A 14,131-nucleotide genomic window follows, 5' to 3' on the forward strand; every position below is an offset into this window, starting at 1 on the left:
GGCGCTATCGGTTGCCGTACATCTTTTCCTGAAGGTCCGTATACCAGGCCGTGAAATCCCGGAACGGCCAGAACAGGAAAACGGGGATCTGCAGAACGCCCAGCAGATAGGCGCGCACCGTGGGAAAGCTGTAGCGCTTCCGCAGCGGGTCGATCGCGGCATAAAGCAGGGCGAATTTCAGGAAGGAGCGCGCCAGACGGATGGCCGAGCGCGCCCGCGCCTGACTGTGGATCGCGTGCAGCGCCATGAGGTTGCGCACCCGGATGGTATTGATCCGGAACCGGCTGGCCGTGCTGTCATTGCCGTCAGCGTGGAAGAAGCCTGCTTGCGTTGCATGAACCAGGCGCCCGCGTTGTGACATGCGGTAGGAAAAATCTCCGTCCTCGTGGGTAGAGTAGTATCGCAGGATTTCCGACCAGCCGTTCTGCACCGCCCATTCACGACGCGCTGTCGTGCGTCCGCCATTGATCAGGCCGTTCGCGCTACCGCCTGCCGCCTCTATCGCGGGCGGCAAGGGCCCCTTGTCGACCTTTGCATCATAGGGCACGAAATGGTTGTCGAGGCTGAGTTGATCTTCAAGCCAGGTCAGAAAGCGGCTCTTCAGCCCCTGGGCCGGCGCGGCAAGGTCGGTGGCGGATGGCGCAGTGTCCTCGCCCGGAGCATGCGGTGTGAAATGGCCCGCGACCATCGCAACCTCAGACCCGATATCGGCCTCGTAGATCTGCATGATCCGCTCTGCCGCGTCCGGAAAAAGGTAGATGTCATCGTCAATCGAAAACACGATATCAGACGTGGCAAGCCGCATCGCCTGATTGCGCTGAAATGTCAGCGAACGCACATCGGCGGGGACATAGATCAGCCGAATGTCCGTCCAGTGATCCGCGAAGCGGCTCTGCACCTCGGCGCGATGCATGTCCCAATCATCCGACGCGTCCACGATCACCACTTCGGCGGGAAGGCGGGTTTGCACGACGGCATGCGCCAGCGTCTCCACCAGAAAGTGCAGGCGGTTGTAGGTGCATATGGCAAGGCTCCAACCGAGCACCGGGGCCGCTGAAGTCGCGGCCTCTGTAGTCGTATCAGGGGTCATATTTGGTCACTTGCTTGAGCATCAGAAGCATATGTAAAGGTGTTTTCCAAAAAAATGGCTGAAGTAAGACTGGGTCGCGTTTTCTACGGAAATCTGAATGGGATAAGTCTTGCTACACGAAAGCCCATGATAACGCGAGACTTTTCGTGGTTCATGCCGATTTTCCACGCGACGGGACGACGCCTCGGGCATCCGCAGCAGCACTTTCAGGCTGCTCTATCGGCGTGTCGGCGCCGCCCGCCGCCCGCTTGCGGATCACGTCGCACGGGCGCGGCACAGACGGCCCGCAACGATGGTGCATGTCGTCCCAAGTCCCTCGGGATGATGATGGCCGGGATATCGAAAAGACATTCTTTGCATCGCATACGTCACGGGTGATGCGGGTCTGCAACCGATCTTGGTTGACCTGCCGCGCCTCAACGTGTTTTTTCCCTGCACCAAAGTTCGCGACAAACGCGACAACATTACCGGGAGAGAGTAACAATGAAACATCTGCTTATTGCGGCAACCGCAGCCCTCGCGCTGGGTACCGCCGCCCAGGCCGAAGAGCTTTCGATTGCAACCGGCGGAACCGGCGGGGTCTATTACCCTTATGGCGGCGGCCTGGCCGAAGTGATCGGCAAGCATGTCGAAGGCTACACGGCCAGTGTCGAAGTGACTGGCGCATCGGTCGAGAACATGGCCCTGATCCAGCGCGGCGAAAGCGATCTGGCCCTGGCTCTGGCCGACGCGGTCTATCAGGCCTACACCGGCACCGGCAAGTTCGAGGGCAAGGCGATCCCCGAAGCCCGCGCGCTGGCCTCGATCTATCCGAACGCGGTACAGATCGTGACCCTGGCCGACAGCGGCATCACCAGCCTTGAAGACCTGCGCGGCAAGCGCGTGTCGGTCGGCGCACCCGGTTCGGGCACCGAACTGAGCGCACAGACCATTCTGGCGGCGAACGGAATCACCTACGAGGATTTCGACCCCCAGCGCCTGAACTTCAACGAAACCGCAGACGCGATCCGTGACGGCGACATCGTTGCCGGTTTCTGGAGCGTGGGTCCCCCCACCTCGTCGATCATGAACCTGGCCGCCACCCGCGAGATCAGCATCGTCTCGCTGACGGCGGACGAGGTCGCGAAGGCCCGCGCGGCCGAGCCGACCTTCGCCCCCTACACGCTGCGCGCTGGCCTCTATGACGGCGTGGCCGCAGAGGTCACGACCATCTCGACCCCGAACGTTCTGGTCGTGCATGCCGACATGGACGAGGAACTGGCCTACAACATCACCAAAGCCATGTATGAAAACGTGGCCGAGCTGATCGCGATCCATCCGGCGGCCAACGACACCACCATCGACTTCTCGGTCGCGTCGACGCCGATCCCCTTCCACCCCGGCGCACTTCGCTATCTGGAAGAAATCGGTGCCGCGGTGCAGGACCATCAGCGCCAGTGAGGCGCGCATGGGCGGGGCGGCTCGGCAGAGCCGCCCTTCTTGCGTTTTCCGCCTGCGTAAGCCTGATCTGGGCTGCCCCGCTGGGGGCTGAACCGCGTCTTGTCGTCGAAAGCCGCCAAGGGCTTGTGATCGGGCTACTGCGCTTCGAAGCGGGTCAGGAAATCTGCCTGTCATGGTCCCATTCCGTGACAGGCGGCCCCGTATCCGACTGTTTCGAGAACAGGGATGGCATCTTGATGCTGACACGTACCTATCTGCATGATTTCGCGGCCGGTCTGGGCGAGGTCCCCGGACGCGGCACCCTGCGATCCGCAGAGGGGGGCGGCTACTGGATCGATGGCATCGACGAGGCGATCCCCGGCAATGCCCTGCCGCTGCGCGTCGGCGCGCCCCGTGTCGGGCATGTGCTGACCGGATCAGGACAACGCCTGAACCTGAGCGCACTGGCGGCCGGTGCCCGCGTCAACCTGCGACTGATGTCGCGGACGCCCTGACACGCCAACCCCGCGGGCTGACAGCATGAAAAGCCCCGTGTACCGACAGGACCACACCATGACAGACCCGAAAGCCGATCAAACCGCAGTGACATCGCCGCAGGCCGACGTGACGCCGGCAGCGCAATTGTCGGATCTCGTTCAGCCGCGTCCGATCCTGTGGATCATCACGCTGACCGCGATCGCCATGTCGCTGTTCCAGATGTACACGGCCGGGATCGAACCGCTTGGCCTGTTCTATCAACGCTCGGCGCATCTGGGTTTCGTGCTGTTCCTGGCCTTCTTGGTCTTTCCCGTCACCGGCCCGACCAAACCGCGCGGCACGATCGGCTGGATCATCGATGCGGCATTTCTGACAGCGGCTTTCCTGAGCGGCTTCTACATCTTCTATTTCCTTGACGATATCATCGACCGTGCGGGGTGGTGGACCCAGACCGACATCATCATGGGGATCATCGCCACCGTGGCCGTGCTTGAGGCCAGCCGCCGGGTTGTCGGGCTTGGCATGACCGTCATCGGGCTGATTGCCATTGCCTACGCGCTGGCAGGCCCGCGCGGCGCCTTGCCCTGGCTGGGCGAATGGATGCCCGGCATCCTGTCGCATCGCGGCGCCAGCGTGGATCGCCTGGTGGGGCAACTCTACCTCGGGCAGGAAGGCATCTTTGGCCTGCCGCTGGGCGTGGCCGCGACCTATGTCTTCATGTTCGTCCTGTTCGGCGCCTTCCTCGAGGTGACCGGTGCGGGCAAGTTCTTCATCGACCTGGCATTCGCCGCGACCGGGCGCAAACCTGGCGGACCTGCCAAGGCGGCGGTCATCGCCTCGGCCGGGATGGGGTCCATCTCGGGGTCGGCTATCGCCAACGTGGTGACGACCGGGGCTTTCACCATCCCGCTGATGAAAAAGCTGGGCTACAAACCGAAGGAAGCCGGCGGGATCGAGGCCGCCGCCTCGACCGGCGGGCAGATCACCCCGCCGCTGATGGGCGCAGGCGCCTTCCTGATTTCGGAATATACCAATGTGCCCTATATCGACATCGTGATGGTGTCGATCTTCCCGGCCATCCTTTACCTGGGCACGGTCTACCTGTTCGTGCATCTGGTGGCGATGAAGGCAGGCATGACCGGCATGTCGGCAGCAGAATTGCCCGTGGTGCGGCATGTGCTGGCCGCAGGCTGGCAGTTCATCGTGCCTCTGCTGGTTTTGATCTGGCTGCTGGTCAACAACATCTCGCCGACGCGCGTGGGCTTCTGGGCGATCATCTCGGTCATCGCGGTCACGGCGCTGCGCTCAGGCTTTACCCTGATGTTCCTTGACCCGAAAGCCGGCAAGCCCCTGACCGGGGAACGGCTGCGCGAGGCCCTCTGGAGCGGGATCCGCCTTATCGGACAGGCCCTGGAACTGGGCGCGCGCAACGCGGTCGCGGTCAGCGTGGCCTGTGCCGTGGCCGGCATCATCGTGGGCGTTGTGGGCCTGACCGGTCTGGGGCTCAAGTTCTCGTCGATGATGATCTCGCTCTCGGGGGGAACCTTGCGCTGGCGCTGATCTTCGTGCTGATCGCCAGCCTGATCCTTGGCATGGGCCTGCCGGTGACAGCCGCCTACATCGTGCTCATCGTCCTGGTGGGCCCGGCGCTGAACCAGGAGTTCGGCGTGCCCCTGCTGATCGCGCATCTGGTGGTGTTCTGGTACAGTCAGGACAGCAACGTGACCCCGCCCATTGCGCTTGCAGGCTTCGCAGGGGCCGCGATTGCAGGATCGAAACCGATGGAAACCAGCATGCAGGCCTGGAAATACGCCAAGGGCCTGTATCTGATCCCGGCCTTCATGGTCTACAATCCCGAGATCATCATGGGCGGCGAGACCTGGTACGTGATCTGGACAGGGATCATCGTGGTCATCGGCCTTGTCGGGTTCGCGGCGGCGATCGAGGGATACCTCTTCACCTGGATGGACAAGCTCTCGCGGGTTCTGGTTGTTCCCGGCGTGATCGCCATCTTCAACCCCGATGAGATCATCGAGGCGGCGGGCGCGGCACTGGTGCTGGGCATCATCGCCTTCAACTGGGTCAAGAGCAGGCGGAACAGACCACAGCAAGCCTGAGTTTTCCTGCAAAAAGCAGGCGCGCGCAGCAGATGAGCTGCGGCAAAACGGTTGTCCGGTCACGAAAGTGGCCGGACAGCAGAACGACCGGTTGCCCGAAGCGCTTGGCTTGCGCTAGAATCACGCGATACCGTGCGTCCTTTGTGTGAACTCCCACTTTATCTGGTGCTTTTTGCCGGTCCTTCAGCGTGAATTGAAAGGGGCTTGCTCGCGTGCGCCGTTACCTGAAAAAGATGCACCTTGCCGCCGTGTCCTGCCTTGTTCTGGCCGGCTGCGGAGGTGGTGGCGGCGGAACAGCCACGGCTGTGCTGAACCTTATGGTCGAGACATTGACAGGCGGCACCTTCAGCGCCGATGCATTGTCGGTCAGCCGGTTTCAAAGCATCACGACGGATTGGCGTCAGGCGGCACAAGACCTGCGCAACACTGCGCTTTATCAGACGCAGCAGTTTTCCTGGTATGTCGACAGCAACAACAACGCTGCGCGCGATCCGGCAACAGAGCCGCTTTTCAACAGCTTCTCGATCGCCTCGTCGCGGGTGGATTATGCGCACGCGGCCGGTTCTGACAGGCGCGGGCCAGACCATTGCCGTCATGGACGACGGCTTTCTTGCCTCGCACGAGACCATCGCCGGGCGCGTGACCGCCGGTTACACCGGACCGGTCGAGAACCATGGCACTGCCGTCGCCTCGATCCTGGCGGGCTTGTCCTCCGAGATGATCGGTGTTGCGCCGGGCGCCACCCTGGTCCTCGGGACCTATGACAGCCCCGAGAACCGGGCCGCCGCGACCAACCTGGCACGGGCGCGCGGCGCGATCGTCCAGAACAATTCCTGGGGTTTTGTCGGAGAACCCGCCAATTCCGCGACCTTCAGCAGGCTTTTCGCAAACGGCAGCGAGGCGCCCTATCTTGCGGCCCTGCAAAACTACACGCGCAACGGTGTCGTGGTCTTTGCCGCCGGCAACAACCCGTTCGAGACCACCGCCGGCATCATGGAGGCCCTGCCCCTCTTCGCGCCAGAACTGGAACCCGGCTGGCTGACGGTCATCAGCGGCGTGCCCAGCTTCGACGACAACCGCATCCTGAGTGTCCAGAGGGTCTCGGCCCCCTGTCTGCAAGCGGCGCGGTGGTGCCTTGTCGCGGATGGGTCGTGGATGGCGGCCAGTGCGGACAGCGTGAGCAGCTATGGGACAGCCCCGGTGATCGGCACATCCTTTGCCGCGCCCGTGGTGTCCGGCGCGATCGCCCTGCTGGCCGAGGCCTTTCCCACGCTGACAGCCCATGACCTGCGCGCGCGATTGATCGCGACGGCAGACAATGACTTCGCGGGCTTCACCGCCTCGGGCCGGCTGGAGGTGATCCCGGGTTCCGGCGTATTCCACGATTACAGCACCGAATGGGGTCATGGTTTTCTGGATGTGCGGGCGGCCCTTCTGCCCATCGGCACGCCCGTGGCACGCATGGCCGACGGCACCGCACAGGTGGCGGATCAGCCGATGATCGTCGCCGGCGGCGCGACGGGGGATGCCGTGGCGCGCAGCCTTTCAGCCGTGCCCGTGTTGGTCACGGATGCGCTTGGCGGGGATTTCACGATGCCCGGATCGGCCTTGGCCGCAACGCCATCCACCCCCCCGGTCAGCACGCGTCTGTGGCAGAGCATGTTCAGCCCGGACCAACGCCCCGGTGTGATCCAGGCCTATGGCGGGGCCGACATGGCCTTTGCCGCTGGCGGGCTGGAGATGGCGTTCATCGCACCCAATTCCAGCCGCGCGCTGAATGGCGATCCGGCAATGGCCGCCACCATCGGGCAACGCATCGCCGCTGCCGGGGGCGAAGTGTTCATCGGCCTCAATGTTACGCGTGACGATGGGACCTTGCTTCCGGGGATCGGCGGACAGGCCAGCACGCTGGCCGCGCTGGAGCTGGCCTTTACCCATCAGGGCAGCAACGGCGCCTTCGTGGAAATGGGCGGCAGTTTCGGCATGGCCCCCGGCGGAAGCGGTGTGGCGCTGTCACGGCAATCCGACGTGCGCTTCAACGCCTTCCGGCTTGAGGCGGGTCAAAGAGACATCTTGCGGACAGGTGACAAGCTGCGCTTCGGTGTCTCGCTTCCGATCGCGGTGACATCGGGGCGGACAGAGATCGCCCTGCCGGTCGCGCGCAGTGCATCGGGGATCGACTATCGCCAGGTCGGCATCGACTATTCCCCGCGCGACCGCGAGATCAACCTTTCGGTCACCTATGACGCCCCCATCGGACGCGGCACCGATCTGTTCGTGGGCGCGATACACGCGGTCAATCACGGCCATATCGCAGGGCAGCGGGATACGGCCGCGATCCTGGGTATTCGCAAGACATTCTGAACCGGAAAACCGGCGTCACGGCACCTGTTTCACCCCTGTCTGTCAGGGGTAATCAGGGCCGCCTGATGCCTGTAAAAAATTTTCGCGGCTGAACTTGCATATCAGATAGATCATTCCCACCTCTTTCCTGAATTACAAAAACAGACCCGCCTTGCTGACAGGATGGACACCGTTCGCGGTGGGCCTTTGAATTGTAATAGTTTTCAAACGAAGTGTGGTATGCGTTTACACCCTCCTGACAGTCGGAACGGGCACCTTGGGGAGGATGCCGACATGAGTGATCAGGGGGGCGCATTTCATCGCCGACCGTCCGACAGTTTTTCCATTGCAGAGGATCAGCGCTGGGATGGCGTTCTGACCTCGGACCAATTGGCGCGGTTCCGTGAGAAGGGTCTGCCGCTTGCCTTTGACCCGGTGCAGATCGGCTGGGTGGCGCTGGAACATGTGCCGGACAATGCCGCACATCGACCATCCCCACTATCCTGGAGCGGCAGCTTGCTTGAAGGGCAAGACACGAACCGGCAGCAGTCAGGGGGGCTTTCGCTGCGGCTGCGGGCCTGGGATCTGTCGGATGCCGCCACCTACCGCGCCCTTCTGGACGATGCACAGGTCTGGCGCTTCATGCACGAAACCTGGCCCGGCGCGATGACCGAAGACCTTGCCCATGGCCTGATCGAGATTTCGAATGCGGCTGATCATCACGAGGTCAGGGCCGTTCTGCACGGGGACGAACCCGTGGGACAAGTGCGCCTTGCCTTTGCAGGACAGGGCCGCGACCGCAGCGAGGCCGAGATCAGCTATTGGTTGGGCCGGTCCCATTGGGGCCAGGGGATCGGGCGCGCGGTCGTGACGATGGCGACCCGGGCAGCCTTTGCAAATCATGGCGGGTTGCGCCGCATTCTGGCACTTGTTCATCCGGACAACACTGCCTCGGCGCGTCTTCTGCGCGCGGCCGGCTATGCCTTCAGCGGATACCGTGGCGACGGCTGGCTGATCTTCGAGACCACGCGCTGAAGCCGCAACCCGCGTCAGGCGTCATCGGGCATGTCGTAACGACCGCCGATGATCCTTGCGGGCACGCCGGCCACCGTCACGCCCGAGGGCACGTCGGTTGTGACCACGGCATTCGCGCCGATGGTGACATGATCCCCGATCGTCACGCCATTCAATATCTTGGCGCCTGCCCCGATATCGACATGACCGCCCAATGTGACAGGCCCCGCCAGCGTGACCTGGTGGAAGATCATGCAATTGGGACCAATCGTTGATCCGGGATGGATGATGATGCCCGTGGGATGCGGCAGGCGCAGACCACCCGCGATCCGGCAATGCAGATGGATCTCGCTTTGGGTGATCGTGGACCAGAACAGGTGGTTCAAGACCCAGTATCGCCGCGCGAGGGCGGCAAGGGGGCCCTTTCGCTCACGCGCCGCCTGATAGCGCCTGACCGCGCGCAACAACTTGGATGCGGGATCCCAGAAACGGCGCACACGCTCGCGGCTCCAGTCTGGCACTTCCGCCGAGACGTTCATCTCCTTGACTGTCACGCGTCCTGCCCGTTTCTGCTGATCGGGGCCGCGGTGTCCCACGGCCCCTTCGGTCCGGCGCCCAATGTGCGCAGTCGGGCCAACCCCGTCAAGATCGGCTGCACCGGATTGGAGGATGGGCCTACTCGGCCTCATCCATCCTTGAGGCGTTGAGCTGCATGTATTTCTCGGCGCCCATCTTGTCGAAGAGGTCCAACTGCGTCTCGAGAAAGTCGATATGCCCTTCCTCATCGGCCAGAAGGTCCTCGAACAGCTTCATGGTCACGTAGTCGCCCGCCTGCGCGCAATATTCGCGCGCTTCGCGGTACAGGCTGCGCGCCTCCTGCTCGGCCGCCATGTCGCATTCCAGTGTTTCGCGCGGGGTCTGGCCGATGCGCAGCGGATCCAGCTTCTGCAGGTTCGGATGCCCCTCAAGAAAGATGACGCGCGCAATCAGCTTGTCGGCGTGATGCATCTCTTCAATGCTTTCCTCGCGACTTTTCTTGGCCATGTGTCCAAGGCCCCAGTCTTCCTGCAATCGGTAATGCAACCAGTACTGGCTGACCGCCGTCAGTTCGGATCGGATCGCCCTGTTCAGATAGTCGATGACTTTCGCGTCGCCTTTCATACGTCTTATCCTGTGTTGGTCCGTCGCTGCGCGCCTTTGCACAGGGAACGGAGGTGCATGGGAACTTCCAGTTTTTCATTGCGGCGCATCGTTGACAGGAACAGCGGCATGCAGCCGCCGCATTCCGGCGATTTGCCAAGGGCGTGATAGATCTTGCCCGGGGTAATCAGTGTTTCGTGGTCGGCTGCGCGCATCCAGTCGATGGCGGCGTGGATGTCGTGATCAGTGATGGATTGGCAATGGCAGACGATCATGACCTTGCTTTCAATGCAGTCTGTGACCGGGGGAACGCGTCGAGGGGACAGCGGTGCCGGGGATGCCCCGCAATGTCATACGCCGCAGGGAAAGCCCGGCATCCTGCGCCAGGCCCAGGACGATGGGCGCCATATCGGCGCGCACCAGAAGCAGCGCCATCATCAAGGCATCTTCGCGCGCGCCATCTGCGGCGCTTGCGACCATCCGGGCAAAGCACGCCTCGTCACCACCCAGACAGGTACAACTCAGGGCATGGGGACACAGGGGGCGACGGGCGTGCCCGTTGCACAGTTCGATCAGGCGATGAAATCCGCGCGCGGCCTGCTGGCCCGCGTCCATGCCCAGCAGCGCGATGAAATCATCGCTCATCCGGTCCAGCGCATCGGGCGCAGAGGCGCAAAGCCGCATATACAGCACTGCGCCCGCCTCGACGGGATCAAGCTCGGCAATGCGGCCCACGGCCGCTGCCCCGCGCGGCGGTCTTATGGGGGACATGTCGCTCATTTCGTGAGGATCAGCTTGCCCGCACGGGTGATGCGCAGGGTATAGACCTGACCGTCCAGTTCGATCCGGGCTTGGCTGCCGCCTTGCGTCAGATCACGGGCGGCATGGCGGGGCAGACTGTCCTGCTGATGCACGACGGCCCCTTCATATTGACGCAGCACGATCATGGCCGTGCCTCCCGGCCATTGCTGGTCTCGATGCGGTCAAGCCAGGTTTCGACATTGCATGCCTCGGGCAGGGAAAACCCTTGCAGCAGGTCAAGCGCCAAGGCGCGGTCCTGGCAAGGAATGCCCATCCTGACAGGGCGTTCGGCAAAAAGATGGGGTCTGGTCGGGGTCGACATGGCGGAAGTCCTTTCATCTTTCGATTCGGGCTTCCCCTCTGTAAGCGCGGGGGTGGCTGGAACACCCCCTATATCTGACAAAAAAACTTGGATAAGTCAATCCGAGTTTTTCTGTCAGGTATAAGATTTTCCGGCTCGCCTTCTCAGGCGGCGGCCCCGATGGTCAGGCTGATCGGCGCCAGCCCGTCGATCCCGCCGATGATCGTATCGCCCGGCACAACCGCCCCCACACCGGCGGGCGTGCCCGTCATGATCAGGTCACCGGGCTGCAGGTGATAGAAGCCGGACAGATGGCTGATGATCTCGGGGATCGACCAGACGAGTTCGGTCAGCGTTGCGTCCTGCCGTATCTCTCCGTTCAGGGACAGATGAATGCGCTGATCGGCGATGGCGCCAAAATCGGCGGCCTTGGTCATGGGGGCGAAGACGGCCGAGTTTTCGACATCCTTGCCAAGGTCCCAGGGCCGCTGATGCGCGCGTTCGGACAGCTGCAGGTCACGGCGTGTCATGTCCAATGCGCAGCAATAGCCATAGACGCAATCCATCGCCTGTTCGACGGCCACCTTGAACACCGGTGCGCCAATCGCCACGGCCAGTTCCATCTCGTAGTGATAATTGTCCGTGCCCGGCGGATAGGGTGCGGTCGCCCCGCTGAGGATGGCCGATGCCGGCGACTTGGTGAAATAGAACGGCTTTTCGCGATCGACCGCGATCCCCATTTCGGCTGCATGAGCCGCATAGTTGCGCCCGACGCAGAAAATGCGGCGGATCGGATAGGTCGCGGTCTCGCCCGTTACGGGTATCTCGGGAATGGCGGGCAGATCGAACAGATGGCTCATCGGCGGGGCTCCTCTTGCTGGCCCATTGCCTCCTGCAATGGGACCTCGTGATGCGGACCAGGGTGCGGCCCTGCCCCGCATCGTGATCTATAAGTCCAAAAACCGGCAGGAAAAACCTCTCTTTTCCGGCGCGTCGGAGGGGTCTGCCGACAAGGCCGACCGGAAGGTCGCATGCTAACCATCCGCATGCTTGTCAAATTCCATCCCGCGGCGGTAATCTGCTGCTGCATGGCGCGACGATGGGAATGGAATGCTGGAACTATATGACATGGCGGGGCACCTGGTGCGACGGCTGCATCAGATTTCCGTATCGGTCTTTGCGGACCGGATGAAATCGTCCGGGGTCGACCTGACGCCGGTTCAATTCGCTGCCCTTTGCGCGCTTGATGCGAACCCCGAGATCGACCAGGCCACGCTGGCCGGGCTGATCGCCTATGACAGGGTCACGATAGGCGGGGTGGTGGACCGGCTGGAGGGCAAGGGCCTGATCAGCCGCACCGTCAGCCGGCAGGACCGCCGTGCCCGTTCCTTGCGCCTCACCGATGCGGGCAGCGCCCTGCTGGACAGGACACGCCCGATCGTGCGCGGCTTTCAGGATGACATCCTGATCGGCCTTTCGGCGGATGAGCGTGCGCAATTCATGACCCTGATGCGCAAGACCACCCAGGCCGGCAACGATCAGAGCCGCGCACCGATGCAACCGCCCGGCAAGTCAGGCTAGCCTGCGCGTCCTCAGCCCGGCAGCCAGAGCGCCAGCGGCGGGAACATGATCAGCAGCGCCACAAGACCAAGCGAGCACAGGATGAACGGGATGGCCGACATGTAGATGTCGCGCATCGTCGTATCCGGCGGGGCCACGCCCTTCATCACGAACAGGAGCAACCCGAAAGGCGGCGTGGTAAAGCTGATCTCCAGCGCCAGCAGCATGATCAGCCCGAACCAGATCGGATCGAAGCCAAGGCTTTGCGCCAGCGGGAAGAAGATCGGCACCGTCAGCAGCATCATGCTGATCTGTTCCATGAACATGCCCAGCAGCAGCAGCACGCCGAACATCACCAGCAGCATGGCGATGGGTTCAAGATCGAACCCGGTCGCCCATTTGATCAAGCCGCTGGATGCCCCCGAGAAGGCCAGAAGCTGGCTGAAGGTCGCGGATCCGAAAACGATCAGATAGGCCATCAGGGTCACGCGCAATGCGCCGACGATGGATTTCTTGACCGCCTCCCAGGTCAGGCAGCGAAAGATCACGGCCAGGATCAGAACGCCCAGCGCACCGAAGGCCGCGGCCTCGGACGGGGTGACGATCCCGCCGACCATCATCGCCACGATCACCACCATGACGCCGACCATGGGCACCACGTCGCGGATGAATAGCGAGAGTTTCTCGCCCAGGGTCATCGGCTCCACCTCGTAGGCGGGGGCGGCGTCGGGGTCGATTTTCGTCTGGATGAAGATCGTCGCCAGGTAGAAGGTGGCCAGGATCAGGCCTGGGATGATGCCCGCGATCAAAAGCTTGCCCACGTCGATGCGCGCCAGTGTCGCCAGCAGCACGGCCAGCGCCGAGGGCGGGATGATGATGGCAAGGCCCCCGGTGCCCAGGATCGGGCCGATCGACATGTGCTTCTTGTAGCCGCGCCGGTTCATTTCCGGCACCATCAGCGAGCCAAGCAGCGCGGTCGATCCCATGGACGAGCCCGACAACGTGGAAAAGCCGGTGCCGCCCAGAACCGTCACATAGGACAAGCGCCCCGGCAGCTTGCCCAGCAGCTTATCGATGGCGTTGAACATCCGCCCGCCAAGACCCGTGTGAAAGAAGATCTCGCCCATCAGAAGGAACAGCGGGATCGGCACCAGTGCGAAACTGGTCAGCGACCCAAGCCCGTTGTTCAGCAGCGCGCCGATGCCGCGCTCGCCGCCCATGAAGACCCAGGCCCCCACGATATTCGCGGCCAGAAAGGCCAGCGCCACGGGCATGCCGATTGCCATCAGCGCCAGGATAGACCCCAGCAGCAGGCCAAGTGCCTCATACCATTCCATTATTCGTGTATCCCTGCTTCACCGGAATGCATCAGCTCGGTCCCGAAGACAAAGCGCGAAAACTCGATCGCCATCAGACCGAAACAGATCGGGAATGACACGGTCAGGATCCAGCGCGGAAAATAATAGGCGCGCACGTCATAGTCGTTGCGCGCGATGTTGGTCTGGAACAGTTCGAAGCCTTTCCAGGCCAGGATCAGGCTGACCACGACACAGGCCAGGGCCACGCCCCGGCTGACCAGGCGGCGTAGCGCGGGCGGCAAGGCGGCGGTGACCAGTTCGATATGCACATGGCCCTTTTCGCGTACCAGCCAGGGCGCGCCCAGCATGGTGATGTAGAGCATCGCGTATTCGGTCGATGTGAACAGCCACGCCCAGGGCTGCATGCCAAGGTTCCGCATGCCGACAGACATGATGACCGCGATCATCACCCAGACCAGCATGGCCCCGGCAAGAACGGCCATGCCGTAAAGAACCAGCGTATAGAGACGGGTCAACTGCTGCATGTCTG

At 62.8% G+C, this 14,131-nt stretch carries 18 protein-coding genes; 7 read left to right on the top strand and 11 right to left on the bottom strand.

The window, feature by feature from the left end; translation table 11 throughout:
- Positions 1 to 4: 4 nt before the first annotated feature.
- Positions 5 to 1,090: a glycosyltransferase gene (locus tag ACMUJL_RS07295; RefSeq protein ID WP_375569312.1), complete on the bottom strand. Its 1,086-nt coding sequence runs from the start codon at positions 1,088 to 1,090 to the stop codon at positions 5 to 7.
- Between the two features lie 483 nt (positions 1,091 to 1,573).
- On the opposite strand from ACMUJL_RS07295, the gene ACMUJL_RS07300 reads away from it, so the two are divergent.
- The 4 genes from ACMUJL_RS07300 to ACMUJL_RS07315 are packed head-to-tail and all read left to right on the top strand — an operon-like array spanning position 1,574 to position 5,124.
- The gene (locus tag ACMUJL_RS07300) at positions 1,574 to 2,530 is read left to right on the top strand and encodes a TAXI family TRAP transporter solute-binding subunit (RefSeq protein ID WP_068287319.1); all 957 of its coding nucleotides are present in this window, start codon (positions 1,574 to 1,576) and stop codon (positions 2,528 to 2,530) included.
- A complete protein-coding gene (locus ACMUJL_RS07305; RefSeq protein ID WP_375569309.1) occupies positions 2,527 to 3,024 on the top strand; it encodes a DUF1850 domain-containing protein in 498 nt (165 codons plus the stop codon). Before ACMUJL_RS07300 ends, ACMUJL_RS07305 begins: the two co-directional genes overlap by 4 nt.
- Positions 3,025 to 3,082: 58 nt before the next feature.
- Positions 3,083 to 4,567, top strand: a complete 1,485-nt coding sequence (locus ACMUJL_RS07310; RefSeq protein WP_416914209.1) for a TRAP transporter permease — start codon at positions 3,083 to 3,085, stop codon at positions 4,565 to 4,567.
- Positions 4,568 to 4,572: 5 nt separating this feature from the next.
- Positions 4,573 to 5,124 carry a TRAP transporter large permease subunit gene (locus ACMUJL_RS07315; RefSeq protein WP_416914210.1) on the top strand — a complete coding sequence of 184 codons (552 nt, stop codon included), beginning with the start codon at positions 4,573 to 4,575 and terminating at the stop codon, positions 5,122 to 5,124.
- Between the two features lie 158 nt (positions 5,125 to 5,282).
- Here the strand turns inward: ACMUJL_RS07315 and ACMUJL_RS07320 are convergent, their stop codons facing one another.
- Positions 5,283 to 5,720 (bottom strand): hypothetical protein, encoded by a 438-nt coding sequence (locus ACMUJL_RS07320; RefSeq protein WP_375569305.1) that lies wholly within the window; start codon positions 5,718 to 5,720, stop codon positions 5,283 to 5,285.
- Between ACMUJL_RS07320 and ACMUJL_RS07325 the strand changes: the two genes are divergently transcribed.
- The gene (locus ACMUJL_RS07325) at positions 5,719 to 7,488 is read left to right on the top strand and encodes a S8 family peptidase (RefSeq protein ID WP_375569303.1); all 1,770 of its coding nucleotides are present in this window, start codon (positions 5,719 to 5,721) and stop codon (positions 7,486 to 7,488) included. The two genes, ACMUJL_RS07320 and ACMUJL_RS07325, sit on opposite strands and share 2 nt — an antisense overlap.
- A 273-nt stretch (positions 7,489 to 7,761) precedes the next feature.
- Complete coding sequence (locus ACMUJL_RS07330; protein WP_375569301.1) at positions 7,762 to 8,502, top strand: GNAT family N-acetyltransferase; 741 nt, start codon at positions 7,762 to 7,764, stop codon at positions 8,500 to 8,502.
- 14 nt (positions 8,503 to 8,516) lie between these two features.
- On the opposite strand, the gene ACMUJL_RS07335 is transcribed toward ACMUJL_RS07330, so the two are convergent.
- The 7 genes from ACMUJL_RS07335 to ACMUJL_RS07365 all read right to left on the bottom strand — a co-directional run bounded on the left by ACMUJL_RS07335 (position 8,517) and on the right by ACMUJL_RS07365 (position 11,583).
- On the bottom strand, positions 8,517 to 9,035 hold the full coding sequence (locus ACMUJL_RS07335; protein WP_375569299.1) for a serine O-acetyltransferase: 519 nt from the start codon (positions 9,033 to 9,035) through the stop codon (positions 8,517 to 8,519).
- Positions 9,036 to 9,156: 121 nt separating this feature from the next.
- A complete protein-coding gene (bfr, locus tag ACMUJL_RS07340; protein WP_375569297.1) occupies positions 9,157 to 9,642 on the bottom strand; it encodes a bacterioferritin in 486 nt (161 codons plus the stop codon).
- A 5-nt stretch (positions 9,643 to 9,647) separates the two neighbouring features.
- On the bottom strand, positions 9,648 to 9,896 hold the full coding sequence (locus ACMUJL_RS07345; RefSeq protein WP_375569295.1) for a (2Fe-2S)-binding protein: 249 nt from the start codon (positions 9,894 to 9,896) through the stop codon (positions 9,648 to 9,650).
- 10 nt (positions 9,897 to 9,906) lie between these two features.
- Complete coding sequence (locus tag ACMUJL_RS07350) at positions 9,907 to 10,401, bottom strand: hypothetical protein (RefSeq protein WP_375569293.1); 495 nt, start codon at positions 10,399 to 10,401, stop codon at positions 9,907 to 9,909.
- Positions 10,398 to 10,568, bottom strand: a complete 171-nt coding sequence (gene hemP, locus ACMUJL_RS07355) for a hemin uptake protein HemP (RefSeq protein WP_082896171.1) — start codon at positions 10,566 to 10,568, stop codon at positions 10,398 to 10,400. Before hemP ends, ACMUJL_RS07350 begins: the two co-directional genes overlap by 4 nt.
- The gene (locus ACMUJL_RS07360) at positions 10,565 to 10,744 is read right to left on the bottom strand and encodes a hypothetical protein (protein WP_068287299.1); all 180 of its coding nucleotides are present in this window, start codon (positions 10,742 to 10,744) and stop codon (positions 10,565 to 10,567) included. The genes hemP and ACMUJL_RS07360 overlap by 4 nt, the downstream gene beginning before the upstream one ends.
- Positions 10,745 to 10,887: 143 nt before the next feature.
- Entirely contained in the window at positions 10,888 to 11,583 is a 696-nt protein-coding gene (locus tag ACMUJL_RS07365; RefSeq protein WP_375569290.1) for a fumarylacetoacetate hydrolase family protein, read from the bottom strand.
- A 250-nt stretch (positions 11,584 to 11,833) separates the two neighbouring features.
- Between ACMUJL_RS07365 and ACMUJL_RS07370 the strand changes: the two genes are divergently transcribed.
- Positions 11,834 to 12,304, top strand: a complete 471-nt coding sequence (locus tag ACMUJL_RS07370; protein WP_375569288.1) for a MarR family winged helix-turn-helix transcriptional regulator — start codon at positions 11,834 to 11,836, stop codon at positions 12,302 to 12,304.
- An 11-nt stretch (positions 12,305 to 12,315) separates the two neighbouring features.
- Here ACMUJL_RS07370 and ACMUJL_RS07375 read toward each other — a convergent pair whose 3' ends face one another.
- Both ACMUJL_RS07375 and ACMUJL_RS07380 read right to left on the bottom strand, forming a co-directional pair.
- Positions 12,316 to 13,620: a TRAP transporter large permease gene (locus tag ACMUJL_RS07375; RefSeq protein ID WP_068287289.1), complete on the bottom strand. Its 1,305-nt coding sequence runs from the start codon at positions 13,618 to 13,620 to the stop codon at positions 12,316 to 12,318.
- A complete protein-coding gene (locus tag ACMUJL_RS07380) occupies positions 13,620 to 14,126 on the bottom strand; it encodes a TRAP transporter small permease (protein ID WP_068287286.1) in 507 nt (168 codons plus the stop codon). The genes ACMUJL_RS07375 and ACMUJL_RS07380 overlap by 1 nt, the downstream gene beginning before the upstream one ends.
- Positions 14,127 to 14,131: the final 5 nt, after the last annotated feature.

The sequence above is a fragment of the Seohaeicola sp. genome (assembly GCF_048006315.1).
GTDB lineage: Bacteria > Pseudomonadota > Alphaproteobacteria > Rhodobacterales > Rhodobacteraceae > Seohaeicola.

What these genes read in the sequence shown, in the direction of transcription:
- ACMUJL_RS07370 (WP_375569288.1), top strand. Translation starts at nt 11,834, where the DNA reads ATGCTGGAACTATATGACATGGCGGGGCACCTGGTGCGACGGCTGCAT.
- ACMUJL_RS07325 (WP_375569303.1), top strand. Translation starts at nt 5,719, where the DNA reads ATGGACGACGGCTTTCTTGCCTCGCACGAGACCATCGCCGGGCGCGTG.
- ACMUJL_RS07320 (WP_375569305.1), bottom strand. Translation starts at nt 5,720, where the DNA reads ATGACGGCAATGGTCTGGCCCGCGCCTGTCAGAACCGGCCGCGTGCGC.
- hemP (WP_082896171.1), bottom strand. Translation starts at nt 10,568, where the DNA reads ATGATCGTGCTGCGTCAATATGAAGGGGCCGTCGTGCATCAGCAGGAC.
- bfr (WP_375569297.1), bottom strand. Translation starts at nt 9,642, where the DNA reads ATGAAAGGCGACGCGAAAGTCATCGACTATCTGAACAGGGCGATCCGA.
- ACMUJL_RS07310 (WP_416914209.1), top strand. Translation starts at nt 3,083, where the DNA reads ATGACAGACCCGAAAGCCGATCAAACCGCAGTGACATCGCCGCAGGCC.
- ACMUJL_RS07300 (WP_068287319.1), top strand. Translation starts at nt 1,574, where the DNA reads ATGAAACATCTGCTTATTGCGGCAACCGCAGCCCTCGCGCTGGGTACC.
- ACMUJL_RS07350 (WP_375569293.1), bottom strand. Translation starts at nt 10,401, where the DNA reads ATGAGCGACATGTCCCCCATAAGACCGCCGCGCGGGGCAGCGGCCGTG.
- ACMUJL_RS07375 (WP_068287289.1), bottom strand. Translation starts at nt 13,620, where the DNA reads ATGGAATGGTATGAGGCACTTGGCCTGCTGCTGGGGTCTATCCTGGCG.
- ACMUJL_RS07365 (WP_375569290.1), bottom strand. Translation starts at nt 11,583, where the DNA reads ATGAGCCATCTGTTCGATCTGCCCGCCATTCCCGAGATACCCGTAACG.
- ACMUJL_RS07295 (WP_375569312.1), bottom strand. Translation starts at nt 1,090, where the DNA reads ATGACCCCTGATACGACTACAGAGGCCGCGACTTCAGCGGCCCCGGTG.
- ACMUJL_RS07360 (WP_068287299.1), bottom strand. Translation starts at nt 10,744, where the DNA reads ATGTCGACCCCGACCAGACCCCATCTTTTTGCCGAACGCCCTGTCAGG.
- ACMUJL_RS07330 (WP_375569301.1), top strand. Translation starts at nt 7,762, where the DNA reads ATGAGTGATCAGGGGGGCGCATTTCATCGCCGACCGTCCGACAGTTTT.
- ACMUJL_RS07345 (WP_375569295.1), bottom strand. Translation starts at nt 9,896, where the DNA reads ATGATCGTCTGCCATTGCCAATCCATCACTGATCACGACATCCACGCC.
- ACMUJL_RS07380 (WP_068287286.1), bottom strand. Translation starts at nt 14,126, where the DNA reads ATGCAGCAGTTGACCCGTCTCTATACGCTGGTTCTTTACGGCATGGCC.